General features: G+C 45.2%; 13 protein-coding genes. 2 read left to right on the top strand and 11 right to left on the bottom strand.

The genetic code is table 11. The annotated features are described in order from the left end of the window. The first annotated feature begins 17 nt into the window (after window positions 1-17). The gene (locus tag AC0VYQ_RS04545; protein WP_014969827.1) at window positions 18-191 is read left to right on the top strand and encodes a XapX domain-containing protein; all 174 of its coding nucleotides are present in this window, start codon (window positions 18-20) and stop codon (window positions 189-191) included. 84 nt (window positions 192-275) lie between these two features. On the opposite strand, the gene AC0VYQ_RS04540 is transcribed toward AC0VYQ_RS04545, so the two are convergent. From AC0VYQ_RS04540 to AC0VYQ_RS04500, 9 genes are all read right to left on the bottom strand, one after another. Beyond that, a protein-coding gene (locus AC0VYQ_RS04540; protein WP_475403613.1) for an IS3 family transposase occupies window positions 276-1,603 on the bottom strand; the annotation gives its coding sequence in 2 pieces (ribosomal slippage) (window positions 276-1,234 and window positions 1,234-1,603; 1,329 coding nt in all). A gap of 133 nt (window positions 1,604-1,736) precedes the next feature. Then, complete coding sequence (locus tag AC0VYQ_RS04535; RefSeq protein WP_088836568.1) at window positions 1,737-1,919, bottom strand: FeoB-associated Cys-rich membrane protein; 183 nt, start codon at window positions 1,917-1,919, stop codon at window positions 1,737-1,739. Window positions 1,920-1,935: 16 nt separating this feature from the next. Next, complete coding sequence (feoB, locus tag AC0VYQ_RS04530) at window positions 1,936-3,912, bottom strand: ferrous iron transport protein B (protein WP_475404326.1); 1,977 nt, start codon at window positions 3,910-3,912, stop codon at window positions 1,936-1,938. Continuing rightward, entirely contained in the window at window positions 3,909-4,145 is a 237-nt protein-coding gene (locus tag AC0VYQ_RS04525) for a FeoA family protein (RefSeq protein WP_029332956.1), read from the bottom strand. Before AC0VYQ_RS04525 ends, feoB begins: the two co-directional genes overlap by 4 nt. Before the next feature lie 128 nt (window positions 4,146-4,273). Beyond that, complete coding sequence (locus AC0VYQ_RS04520) at window positions 4,274-4,888, bottom strand: hypothetical protein (protein WP_475404325.1); 615 nt, start codon at window positions 4,886-4,888, stop codon at window positions 4,274-4,276. 19 nt (window positions 4,889-4,907) lie between these two features. After that, window positions 4,908-5,807 carry a deoxyribonuclease IV gene (locus AC0VYQ_RS04515; RefSeq protein WP_475404324.1) on the bottom strand — a complete coding sequence of 300 codons (900 nt, stop codon included), beginning with the start codon at window positions 5,805-5,807 and terminating at the stop codon, window positions 4,908-4,910. A gap of 104 nt (window positions 5,808-5,911) precedes the next feature. Then, window positions 5,912-7,264: a DEAD/DEAH box helicase gene (locus AC0VYQ_RS04510; protein WP_034801484.1), complete on the bottom strand. Its 1,353-nt coding sequence runs from the start codon at window positions 7,262-7,264 to the stop codon at window positions 5,912-5,914. 68 nt (window positions 7,265-7,332) lie between these two features. Beyond that, on the bottom strand, window positions 7,333-8,286 hold the full coding sequence (locus AC0VYQ_RS04505; protein WP_214807487.1) for a sugar ABC transporter substrate-binding protein: 954 nt from the start codon (window positions 8,284-8,286) through the stop codon (window positions 7,333-7,335). Further along, window positions 8,276-10,063: a two-component system sensor histidine kinase NtrB gene (locus AC0VYQ_RS04500; RefSeq protein ID WP_475404323.1), complete on the bottom strand. Its 1,788-nt coding sequence runs from the start codon at window positions 10,061-10,063 to the stop codon at window positions 8,276-8,278. Before AC0VYQ_RS04500 ends, AC0VYQ_RS04505 begins: the two co-directional genes overlap by 11 nt. A 147-nt stretch (window positions 10,064-10,210) precedes the next feature. Between AC0VYQ_RS04500 and AC0VYQ_RS04495 the strand changes: the two genes are divergently transcribed. After that, a complete protein-coding gene (locus AC0VYQ_RS04495) occupies window positions 10,211-11,158 on the top strand; it encodes a 4-hydroxy-3-methylbut-2-enyl diphosphate reductase (RefSeq protein ID WP_029332951.1) in 948 nt (315 codons plus the stop codon). A 491-nt stretch (window positions 11,159-11,649) separates the two neighbouring features. Here the strand turns inward: AC0VYQ_RS04495 and AC0VYQ_RS04490 are convergent, their stop codons facing one another. Together AC0VYQ_RS04490 and AC0VYQ_RS04485 are read right to left on the bottom strand one after the other, a co-directional pair. Then, window positions 11,650-12,765, bottom strand: coding sequence for a Nif3-like dinuclear metal center hexameric protein (locus tag AC0VYQ_RS04490; RefSeq protein ID WP_475404322.1), 1,116 nt, complete (start codon window positions 12,763-12,765; stop codon window positions 11,650-11,652). Further along, the gene (locus tag AC0VYQ_RS04485; RefSeq protein ID WP_475404321.1) at window positions 12,765-13,481 is read right to left on the bottom strand and encodes a tRNA (adenine(22)-N(1))-methyltransferase; all 717 of its coding nucleotides are present in this window, start codon (window positions 13,479-13,481) and stop codon (window positions 12,765-12,767) included. The genes AC0VYQ_RS04490 and AC0VYQ_RS04485 overlap by 1 nt, the downstream gene beginning before the upstream one ends. Between the last annotated feature and the right edge of the window lie 83 nt (window positions 13,482-13,564).

Raw genomic sequence — 13,564 nt, 5'->3', positions numbered from 1 at the left:
AGAAAGGACTGGAACTCATGCTACAACAAATTTTATTATCACTACTTGCCGGCATCATTTGTGGTGTCGTCTTTACCGCTCTTAAATTACCAATCCCGGCACCACCTGTCTTCCCCGCAATCGTCGGAATTTTTGGTGTCTTCCTCGGAATGAAAGTATTTCTATTCGTTGCCGATCGTTGGCCGTTTTAATGAAACAAAAAAACGTTCGCCTCATCCCTTTTTTTGAACTGAGCCCTAGAGTTTGGACAGTTTAATAAAAGCACCCTTAACGTATTAAGCTGCTATGAGATGGCTTCGGTATTGTACCGGAGTCATCTTTTGTAGTTTCCATTGTCTTCGTTCGCTATTGTAATAATCAATGTAAGCATCGACCATGGCACAGACCTCATCGAGGTCAGATGCTAATTTATAATCGACATAATCTTTCAAGTGCCCAAAGAACGATTCCATCGGGGCATTATCTAGGCAGTTTCCTCTACGAGACATGGATTGAAGCATTCCCATCTCACGGATGCGTGTTTGATAAGCAGGATGCGTATAATGGAATCCTTGATCGGAATGTATCATGGCTTCCGGGTGTATATTCCCTTGAAGTCGTTCTGCGAGTTTATTCGTTGTATGAAGGACTAGTTCCATATGGAGGCTTGTAGATAGATGATGTGCCATAATTTCACGTGTAGCGACATCCTTCACACAAGAGAGATAAACAGTTTGGCCAGATCCAATACGGAGATAAGTGATGTCTGTGACGAATACCTTACCAGGCTCATCTTGATCGAAACGACGGTTCAAGTGGTTCGGTACAGTCTTATGTTCATATGTCGCTTTAGCGATTTTACGATAAGCGTTCTGCCTACGGATTTTCGTCACGATTCCAAACTTCCTCATGATACGCAAAATACGTTTATGATTCATCGGTCCACCAATAAGATCAAGCATCTCCATGTAAAGACCACGATAGCCGATTTTTCCCTTGTGACGATCATGAACACGTTTTAGAAGTAGGTAGTCCGCATAGTCGCGTTCTTCCCGAAGGGAAACACTATCCGTACGTGCGAGCCAGGCGTAATAACCACTGCGGCTCACTTCAGCGAGCGTACATAGATCCGTCACGAATCGGCCCGATGATTGTTTCCGTAAGACAATATTGATTGCCTGATAGCGCTCAGATGCGGTTAGTTTCGATACTTCGCCTCTCTTTCGAGAGCGTCGAGCTTTTTTAGTAATTCGTTCTCCGTTGTGAGGTACTTGATTCGTGCTTCAGCTTTCGCAAGGCGTCGTTCGACGGAATCATCTTTTTTCGGTCGACCTCCAAGATTTGATTTTCCACGTCTCTCATTCAAGAGTCCTTCTTCTCCATAAATACGATAGGTCTTCCGCCATCGTTTCAACGCTTCGTTCGTTGTTCGCTTACCGATCATGTCCAGGTCAAAGCCGCTTTCCTCAAAGATTTGTATCGGTCGCTTACCAGCTAAATTCTCACGTACAGCGTGAATCTTAAATTCTCCTTTATATTGAATCGTACGATCTGATACCGAGGCTACGTGAAGATTCGCTTCAAGTTGTCTGATTTGATCTGGATTGAAGGTACGTCTGTTCATGAATAATTCTCCCGTCTAAATTGAATAGGTACAGTATATCGATATCTTTAAACACAAAAAACCCCGAATGGGGTCTTTTATCAAGTGTCCATCATTCAGGGTTCAGTTCATTTAGGACGAGACGAACGTTTTTTTATTTCTTCAATGCTTCGGCGATGACATGATCCCAGTTCACATCATCACAAGCTGTTTTACACGTTGGTTCTACTTCACACGTCGCACATTTTCCCTTTTTCGCCTTTTTCGTAAAACGAACTAAAGAATAACCTGCGTATCCAAAGATTATCAATCCAATCAAAATATCGACAAGATGCATGTAATTCCCTCCAAGCTTATGAAAAACCGAGTAGTAGCCCTGTTTGATAAATGACGAAGGAGACACCATAGGCGACGAACAATCCATAGAGACTTGCAACCCACGTCAGCTTCGCGCTTCCGACTTCACGTCGAATGACGGCGACGGTCGCAAGACACGGAACATACAGTAATACGAATGCCATGAAACTATAGGCACTGAGTGGCGTGAACTGCCCTGACAACTGACGACCGAGTTCTGATTCATTGACGGCATAGATGATTGCCATCGTCGAAACAACGACTTCCTTCGCCAAAAATCCGGTAATTAAGGCAGCACCTGCCTGCCATGTCCCAAAGCCGATTGGAACGAGGAGCATTGCAATCACTCCACCAATCATCGCGAGAAAACTATCATTCATATTGACATCGAATCCAGCTGGTCCCGTATAAGCGAGCAACCAAATGACGACTGATCCCCCAAAGATGAACGTACCGGCTTTTCGAACAAATCCTTTTCCTTTTTGCCATGTACTCCGCCATAACGTCAACCATTGCGGTACCCGGTATGGTGGTTGTTCGACCATGAAGAGACTTGTCGCATCTTCGGCCGCTAGGATTTTTGAAAATACTTTTGCCGCAATCAGCGCAAGTACGATTCCTAAAATATAAAGTGATAAGACAATCAATGCTTGATTACTCGCAAAAAAGCTACCGGCGAATACGGCATAAATCGGCAGTCGGGCTGAACAAGACATGAACGGTGAGATGAAAATCGTCACCAGTCGTTCCCGCTCTTCTTCGACCGAACGTGCTGCCATGATACCAGAAACGTTACAGCCGAAGCCGATGATCATCGGAATAAAACTTTTCCCGTTCAAGCCAACCATTTGCATGAAACGGTCCATGACGATCGCGACGCGGGCCATGTACCCTGAATCTTCGAGAAACGAGATGAAGAAAAACAAGACGAAGATTTGCGGGACAAACACTAATACACCACCGACCCCTGCAATGACGCCATCAATTAATAAATCTTGAATGAATCCAGATGCCCCGATTGCACTTAGTATCCATACAACACCTGCTGAGAGCGGTCCTTCGATGAAGGCCGATAAGAGGTCCGATAACGGAGAGCCGACCCAATTAAACGTGATATGAAATAATCCATACAATACGGCGAAAAAGATTGGTAACCCGAAAATCGGATGCGTAACGACTGCATCAATCCGGTCGGTCCACGATTTTTGATCCGTCTTCTCCTCGACGACAGCACTCGCTCGCATCGCGATTGCCCAGTTTCGGCGACACTCTGTAATGTGGGCATGAATGAAACGACCGAGTTGAGCTTCGAGTTGTTTTCGAATTTCGATAATTGAAGACGAACGTCGCTCCAGGTGTTCGACGAAAACACGATTCCCAGCCAAGTATTGAACAGCCATCCAGCGTTCGTTCAATTGCAGCGTTGCTTGTTCCATAATTTCTGTAATCGCCTGTTCCGTTGCCTCTCCGTAGTCAATATGCAGTGGAGTAACGGCTTCTGTCTTGAGTGATGTTAATAAGACATCACAGCCGTCTCCAGTCCGAGCGACAATCGGAAATACTTCTACCCCAAGTGCCGTCGCGAGTGCCCTCGCATCAATCTGTGTTCCCCGATTAGTCGCGACGTCAATCATATTCAATCCAATTTGAAGTGGTTTTCCAATCTCAAGCAGCTGTGCCGTCAATTGCAAGTTCCGCTCTAACTGCGATGCATCGATGATATTAATCATAGCGTCGAATTGTTCTTCCATTAAAAAACGGGCGACGACCGCTTCATCGGCCGATAACGGGTCCAAATCGTAGACGCCGGGCAAATCGACTAGCTGTCCCCGCCCACCGTGTAATTTCCCGATTTTTTTATCAACCGTTACCCCCGACCAGTTGCCGACATGGGCATATGATCCGGTCAAGCGGTTAAATAATGACGTCTTCCCCGTGTTCGGGTTACCGAGTAAAGCAATCCGTTGCGTCATGGTGAATACACCTCAATCTTTTTTGCATCGCTGCGCCGAATCGCAATCATTTGATGATGATCTCTTTGTTCTATTGTCAAAGGACCTTGAAAGCTCGCCCGCCTCTTGACGACGACTGGACAGCCTTCATAAAAACCAAGCGCGAGTAAGCGTCTTCGTAATCGATCCTCGATTTTATTTAAGTTGGTCATAACAACGGGTTTGTTGATTGGAATCGTTGCTAAATCAATCATTATGGTTCCCCCATCTGATACATTTTTCATTGATAACAATTATCATTGTTGATTATAACACGTTTTTCTATAATAAAAAAAAGCTGGTAGTGATTCGATGTGTGAACATCTTGTCACTATCAACTTTCTTACGGTTCATCTGAGGTTGCCGCAACATCGATTAAGGAATCAGATCTTTGATGAGCTAAACGATGGCATGAAGGACAGAGCGTCAGAAACTGATTGTTTTCCTGATGCCACTCTAAAATGGACTGGTTTTTTTGTCCACAATGTTCGCAAGCTTCCGCTAACTGACCGATATGATTCCGCTCATGAAATTTCTCCTGCCTGCGTTGCTTCGCTTCCTCAATCGTCGTAACGTCGGTTTCGAAATACCCGTACTGCCACGCTTCGACCAAGCGTTGACGAACACCCACCTGAACCATCCCCGATTCAACCTTCAAATCTGTCAGTGGTGTGCCAAGTAACGGATGATGTAAGTCGACGCTAATTAAATCAAGACACGCGTATGTCCGCTCGACTCCGTCTGCCTCTACTCGCCAGTGAGGATCAGATGGGCGTGTCGTATATTCACTGAACAACGTTTCTGCATAAGCGATTATCCCCATTTTTGTCGCTAAAAAAACTTCTTCACCCGCTTCTAAATCTGCTGGTAAATAAAAGGGTTCCTTCGTTTCATAATAATGAACGACCGCCTGCCGTAAAGCAAAATCTGATTCATCAACGACTAGTAGATGGCACACGTCCTTACACCTCTCTCGTTTAAATGGATGTTCCGATGAGCGGTAATCGCCACTCTGCATCAAAATTCCCTGACCGCAACATCGCGATTTCTTCTTTATAGGGTGCCACTTTCTTTTTCGGATCAAGCCCGATATACGGTGTCTCTAAAATTTTTGGTAAATGAGCAAGCGCTTGATGATGGACGATCCGATGTAATGTGTCAAATCCAATTTCACCAAAACCGATGTTTTCATGACGGTCTTTTTTCGCACCACGGACGTTTTTCGAGTCATTAACGTGGATGACACCAAGGCGATCGAGACCGACGATCCGGTCAAACCGTTCGAGTACCCCGTCTAAATCGTGGACGATGTCATATCCTGCATCATGGACGTGACACGTATCGAGGCAAATCGACAAGCGGTCGTTGTGTGTGACCCCATCAATGATTTGTGCCAATTCTTCAAACGTCTTCCCGATTTCAGACCCTTTCCCTGCCATCGTTTCGAGTGCGATTTTTACTTTTTCATTTCCAGATAAGACTTCGTTCAATCCTTCGATGATTCGTTTAATTCCGATATCCTCACCGGCACCGACATGGGCACCAGGGTGTAAGACGATATGTTGCGCCTTTTCAAGTGCTTCCGCGCGTCGAATTTCTTCTGCCAAGAATGATACGGCTAATTCAAAGGTTTCCGGTTTCGTCGTATTGCCAAGATTGATGATGTAAGGGGCATGGACGACAATCTCTTCAATCCCATTTGCCTCCATGTGCAATAATCCTTCTGCAATCCGTAATTCCTCGATCGGTTTTCTTCGTGTATTTTGAGGTGCTCCTGTATACACCATCATCGTTGTCGCGCCATATGACGCCGCTTCCTCACTTGCACCAAGTAACATCTTTTTCCCCGATAAGGAGACGTGTGAACCAATTTTCATCCTGTATTCCACCTTTCGCTCTACTTACAGTGTACCAAACGTCGGAAAAAAAACAAAAAATCCCTAGGACGAGAAGCTTCTTCTCATCCGTAGGGAAACGTGACTTATTTTGATTTACTCGCATTCGCCTTACGTTCTGCACGTCCGACGCCACGCTGTTCTTTAATCCGCTCACGTTTTGCTGTTTCTTTTAACTTATACTGGTGTTTCTTTTTATAGCCAGGTTTGACGCGTTTTTTCGCTTTAGCCGCTTCACCTGATAAACGGCTATGTGCCGTTTTCGAGACAGCCGTCTTCATGTGTGGTTTCGCACGACGACGCTCTTTGACTTCGCTGACTTGACCACTCTTGACATCGACATTGATGAATTCGATGCCACGGTCTTCAAGACGGTTGATTGAACCATTCTCATGATCTTCAAACAACGTGTACGCAAGTCCTTCTTGGTCGACTCGACCCGTCCGTCCGACACGGTGCACGTAGAAATCAAGATCTTTCGGAATCCCGTGGTTGATGACATGTGAGACACCCGAAATATCGATGCCGCGTGCTGCTAAATCCGTTACGATAACGTATTGGAATTTCGCTTCATTAATTTCTTTGATTGCTTGTTTCCGGCGTCGTGCGGGTAGGTCACCGTGAAGTGAACCGACATTTAAGCCTGCTTCAAGGAACGATGCTTCAAGTTCAATCGCTTCTGTTTTCGTGTTTGTAAAGACGAGACAGATATACGGATTGAGTGCTTTCGCTAATTTCAACGCTAAGTCTGAACGATCACGGTGCTTGACGGGAACCGTATGGTGGACGATTTTTTTCGCCGTCTGTTGTTTTGGATCAACATGTGCATAACGTGGGTTGTTCATATACTTCTTGAGAAACGGTTGAAGTTTCTCAGGAATCGTCGCTGAGAAGACCATCATCTGAAGTTTCTCAGGAAGTGCTTGAGCAATCCGGTCCACTTCTGGTAAGAATCCCATGTCAAGCATCTGATCGGCTTCATCGATGACATAGTTTTTGACGAAGTGCGGTTTTAACGCTTGCTCTTTAAAGAGGTCTAAAATGCGACCTGGCGTCCCGATGACGATTTGTGGTGAAACTTTGACGCGCCCGATTTGACGTTCACGATCCATCCCACCTGTGATGAGGCTCGTTTTGATATAGTCTGGGTTCTTCACGAGAATTGATTTTAATTCTTCGTGGATTTGCCATGCTAATTCACGTGTCGGTGCAACGATGATTGCTTGCATTTCTTGTAATTCTGGATTGATGTTTTGAACCATCGGTAAGAGGAATGACAAGGTCTTCCCTGTTCCAGTTTGTGATTGACCAATGATATCGCGACCCTTAAGGGCAGCCGGAATAATCCGTGATTGAATATCCGTTGGTTTTTTAATACGTGCGTCTTCGAGTGCTTCGACGACGAACGGGTGCAAATCAAAATGGGTAAATCCATTCATCTTCGTCACCTTCCTTTCTCCTGCTTAAACAACTAAAAGTGATTGTGTCACTTTTATCATCTATTTACTTAGTTCAACATGGGTATGGGTCTACTACCGTCATACAGATAAGAATACGTATAGAAACGATCTGGAATTTTTTTATTTTTCGTATGAAGCTTCAACGCGCTGAAGGCGACTTGCATCATCTCTTCAGCGGACTGGACAACCGTCGCATCCATCGATTTCATGTCAACAGCTTCTAATATAGCACGATTCCCGTCGATTCCGACAACTATTTTTCCGGAAATGTCTGCTTTTTTCAAGGCTTCGAGCACACCTAACGCAATATCGTCATTGTGACAGTAGACCGCATCGAATTCCGTACCGGACTCGATGATCCGACGCATGACGCGTTCTGATGTCACCGGATCATAGTCACCACTTGCTGAATTGACAATCGATATCCCGGGTTCTGTCACGATTCCTTTAACGAATCCGGTATGCCGTTCATTCGTCGTGTGTATGTTCGTCGTCCCCGTAATTTCAACGACTTTTCCTGTTGCAGTTCCATTTCGTCTAATCAGTTCGTTTTTGACATATGAAGCAAGTTGTTCACCAATCATCTGATTGTTCGACGTCACCGAGCTGACAACTGCATCAGATCGAATCAATCGGTCAATCGCAAAAACGGGAATCCCATTTTTTTCTGCTTCTTCTAATGCGCTCGTAATATAAACATCGTCAAACGTCGTGATAAATATCGCGTCGACCTTCAATTTGATGAATTCACGAATTTGCTCTCGTTCACTGATGCGGGAGTTATGTGACGTCGCCACGACGGCTTCATACTTATTTGCTTTTGCCTCGGCTTTAAACGCTGTAATCAACCGTTGGGCGAATTCATGTTTATCGTTAACGATCGTAAAGGCGACAACGTCACGGTCAGGATTTTCCTCCTGACCTACGAACAGATTTGAAATCAGCAGGATTGAGGCCGTCCAAACAAAGAGGACGAGCAACCATGACTTATTAAACTTCATCCTGGTCTCCTCCTCGCGGTAAATGAATTTGGACTGTCGTACCGACACCAACCTTGCTGTCGAACTCAATTTTTCCATTATGCTCACGAACGATGCGACTTGACATATAGAGACCTAAACCATTGCCATCCGCTTTTGATGTCTTAAAAGCTTGCCCAATCGTTTCGAGTTGGGGTTCTGTCATGCCGACACCATTATCTTGAACAATGAAGACGAATTGATTCGTGTAGACGTGTAGATGCAAATGACAAATCCCATCTGCACCACGCGACTGCACTGCTTGTAAGGCATTACGAACACAGTTCGACAAGATTTGTGACAAACCGTTTTCAGAGGCATAGAGATTCGGCATATGCGCCGGCGTATAAATTTTACAATCTGCTGCTTCTGCGTATGTCTCGGCGTGTAAACGCGCTTCTGCTTCCATGATGAATTTAAATTTTTTCATGAATTCGTTCATGTCAATCATCGACATCTTTAATACCTCGCCGCCACCTTTAGAGAGATCGAGCATCGTCTCAATCATTGCATTGGCACGATCTAATTCTGATAAGGCTAACGCCAACATTTCCGGACTATTGTTCTCTTGCTCCGTCAAAAGTTGGAGCGTCATTTTGACTGGCGTCAATGGATTGCGGATTTCATGCGCGATTCCTGCCGCGAGCTGACCGAGCGAGGCTAATTTTTCTTGGTGTAACATCGCTTGTTGTTGACTCAATTGTTCGACTCGCGCGTTTTCCATCCGCTGGGCATACTCATTGTAAGCAGACACTAATGTTTTTACTTCGTTCGACCCCGATCGTTCCAATTCAATCGGTTGTGGCGTCGTGCTTTTTTCGATTTTTTGTACGAGCTCGAGTAAGGGTGCTGTCAGTTGACGTGACATGAGGTACCCGACGATTAGACTGAGGACGAGCGTCAACGCTGCGATGACAAGATATTGTTGCCGTGTCGTATACACGGGTTCGTAAAAGACACTCCGGGGTGTCCGAACAAGAATTTTCCAATCCGTTACTTTTAAATCACGTGCAAAATAATACATGTCTTTGTTCGTACTGAAGATATCGTATGGTTCTACCGTTTGAAATGCCCGGTCGACGACACTTTGAGTCAAGACACGTTCTTTGTCGGTCACGAGGTTTCGCGAAGTCGCGAGTGGCTCTCCTTTACTGTTAAAAAGATAGGCCATCGTTTCGTCGTCGAACGATTCGAGTGAATTTCGAAAGACAAGTGAATTCATCAGACTTAATCCACCACCAAAAATTCCAACCCGTTCACTGCCGTTACGAACCGGAATATACATATACGTGAGATAATCCGACTGTAACGGATATCGTTTACTCATATGAAAGTCTGTACTCGTCAAGGCCTGAAGAAAATCATCATCTTCTAGAATCTTTGAATTTCGGATGCGTCGATCTTCACTAGAAAACCATGTGAATTTTTTAGTCTTTAAATCATAGTAGAAGAAACTCTTAAAACCCGTATCGATATCGAGTAAGTTCGTTTCGCGAACGACTCGTTCTAATTCATTCATATTGTCGACATTCAATTGCAGACCCATGATTTCTTCATGTAAATTCCCGATACTATCACGGAGTGCGTTGCTCGAGACCTCAACACTGTTTTCACTTTGTTTTTCCGTTTGCTGTTCAACCCGTGAAATCGTCACACGGTCAGCTGTGAAAGCAAGTGCCGCGATGACCAGACAAATTAGAATGAACAAAACAGCGGTGATTTGAAAGAAATAAGACCGCATCATCTTTTTTGTCTCCAACGTATTGCCTCCTTCTCCATGATTTTTACAACTCAATTAGTATATCATGTTATCACTCTTGAATAGACTCCTCTATTTTCAATCATCTGCAATCAATGGTACACTCTAACTAATCATTCTTTCTACGCTAAAGGAGAATCAACACTTATGTTAGTAAAAAAAATCAGCCCTCGTGGTTATTGTTATGGTGTCGTTGACGCGATGAAGTTAGCGCAACAAGCCGCAATGAATGAAAACTTGCCACGACCTATCCATATTCTCGGTATGATCGTCCATAATGCTCACGTTACACATGAATTTGAACGAATGGGTGTTTTGACAGTTGATGGTCCTGATCGTCTTGAAGCACTCGAAACCATTAAAGAAGGAACGGTCATCTTTACAGCGCACGGAATTTCACCTGCCGTCTATGCGCGCGCTGCCGAAAAAAAATTAACAGTCGTCGATGCGACATGTCCTGATGTCACGCGCACACATGATTTAATCCGGACTGTCGTCGCTGATGACTATGAAGTCATCTACGTCGGAAAACACGGACACCCGGAACCAGAAGGTGCAGTTGGCGTCGCTCCGGAACATGTCCATTTGATTGAAAAAGTCGAAGACATCGAAGCATTGCCTGCCCACTTATCAACCAAAAAAATCATCGTCACGAATCAAACGACGATGAGCCAATGGGATGTCCAGGCCTTAATGGAACATGTCCGTAAAAAGTACCCGCACGTCGAAGTCCATAATGAAATTTGTAACGCGACGCAAGTCCGTCAAGAAGCTGTCGCCGATCAAGCGGGCGATTGTGATCTTGTGATCGTCGTCGGCGATCCGCGTTCGAACAACTCGAATCGTTTGGCACAAGTTTCATTTGATATCGCAGGTACCCCAGCTCATCGTATCGGTGATTTGACTGAACTTGATTTAACATGGCTCGAAGGGGTGAATCAAGTCGGTGTCACTTCAGGTGCTTCTACACCAACACCAATCACGAAAAAAGTCATCGATTTCTTACAGCAGTATGACCCAGCTGATATCAGCACACATGATAAAACACCATTCCTCGAATTGCGTCGGATTTTACCAAAAGTAAAAATCTTGTAATAGACATTTAAAAACCGTACGGAACCTTAAGGTTCCGTACGGTTTTTTAGACTGTAGACAAACTCTTATGAAGAACTAAAATTTTATAGCGAGATGTTATCAGTTCGCGCTTCCCTGTCGTCTCGCCTCGTCTTCAAAGCGGCAATGTTCCGCGCCGCTACAGCAAAGCTGCAGGGTCGCGACCGATTGCTTTTCGCGGTTCTAAAGCGATTCAAGACGGATATCGCTTTAAACCGTCTGCATGCCTGGATTTCCGTCACGGTATTACCTAAAAAGCGTCATGTTTCGTTGACTCCTACGGGAAAAGTGCGTTTTCAACGCACTTTCAGAGGCAGGCAAGATACTGCTCGTTGGTCGTGAGGACCAAGGAGCAATGGCTTGCGCCTCGCCCGAGGAAAGCAACGAAAAAAGACGCTTTTATCTTCCGATATCACTTTGTCTACACGCAAAAAACCGTACTGCACTTTAAAGTGCAGTACGGTTTTTTGCGTTCATAAAAATTTGAATGGATTCGTATTTGTCGTCGAGACGACCAATTCGACGTCACGGATTTTTCGTTCCTCAAAACGTTTCTTCAGCTCATTGACGACGCCTTGTTTCATGACTGACTCGACGTGATGTCCAGGATCGACGACTGCTAAGCCGAGCGCCATTGCATCATGGGCGACGTGGAAGTACAGATCGCCCGTCACGAGGACATCTGCCCCGGCAAACGCCGCTGTTGAAACATGTTTATTGCCGTCTCCACCGAGTACGGCGACTTTTTTTATGAGGCGGTCCGATTCTCCCACAAAACGCAGGTTTTCAACACCGAACACATCACGGACATGTTCTGCGAACTGACGTAACGACACTGGTCGTTCGAGGTAACCGATTCTGCCAAGCCCTAACGGCTCAACTGTCCGCTCCTGGCGCATGATATCATAAGCGACTTCTTCATAAGGGTGCGCTTTTTTCATCGCACGAATCACTTGTTTTTGATTCAGTTCCGTAACGATCGTCTCAATTCGGACTTCAGAAACTCGTTCGACTTGTCCGACATTGCCAATGTAAGGTACTGTCCCAGTCTCAGGTTTAAATTGTCCAGTCCCTACACTATGGAACTGACAGGCGCTGTAAGCACCGATTTGTCCCGCTCCTGCCTTCGTAAGCGCTTCTGATACCTGTTGTACGGCTTCTTGCGGAACGAAGACAACAAGCTTATAGACCGCGTTTTCAAATGTAGGTGACAAAACCGTTGTGTCGGTCAGTCCGATGGCTTCTGCCATCAAATCATTAACACCGCCTTGCGTTACGTCGAGATTCGTATGTGCCGCGTAAACGGCAATCTTATGTTCGATACACTTCATGACGATTCTTCCAGTCGCCGATTGATCGTTGACTTGCGCTAATTTACTAAAAATCGGCGGGTGATGGGCAATGATTAAATCGATGCCTTTTTCAATTGCTTCATCGACGACCGACTCCAAGACGTCAAGCGTCACCATGACACGCTTCACGTCTTTATTCAGCGTACCGATTTGTAGACCGATTGGATCCCCCGGCATCGCAAATTTTTTCGGTGAAAATGCTTCGAACTGTTCGATAATGAATTGACCGTTCGCCATCAGCTCGTCACCTCTTCCATTTTTTCAATCAAGCGGCGGATCTTCGTAATCTTCTCTTTCAAAACGTCGGAGTCATTTCCTTGCTGCATCTGCTCTAAAATATATTGCCGTTTCTCTTTTTCCGTCTGCCACTTCTCGATGAAGGCAGGTGCTTTTTCTCGCATGAGTTGCGGTCCAAATAACAATTCCCACTTCCGGATGTCCGCGTCCTCTGCGTAAATCATTTCTTCTCCTTTTTCTGCAACGAGAATCTCGTAAATCTTTCCATTCTCTTTAACGATGGCTTCCGATAGTAACGCATATCCATGTTCAAGTAACCATTTTCGAACATCGATAGCATCGACGTTCGGTTGAAGAATCAAGCGTTCTTCGCCCGATAAATGCGCCTTCCCTTCCTCTAAAATCGTTGCGATGAGCGTTCCACCCATGCCGGCAATCGTCACAGCCGTTACTTCTCCTGGAGTGAGAACCGTCAAACCACTCCCGAGACGTACTTCAATCTGTTCGTCTAATTGAACAAGCGCGACTTGCCCTTGTGCCGCTTCCATCGGCCCCACATTGACTTCTCCTGCGATGGCACGTTCGACTAAGCCTTGTTGGATACAATAACACGGGACGAATGCGTGATCGGAACCAATATCCGCGAGGACTGCTCCTTGTGGAATATATGAGACTACTTTTGTTAATCGTTGATCTAATGTGACGTGTGTTTGCAATGTATGTCATCCTTCCTCTTTCTAATCCATCTCTTTTTAAAATAGCTGACTTAGCCTAAAAAAGAAATACCGTGCTGTATGGC

The organism is Exiguobacterium sp. QJM3NY_9 (assembly GCF_056173545.1).
The sequence above is the reverse complement of the archived record's forward strand: the minus strand, read 5'-3'. Positions and strand labels throughout refer to the sequence as shown.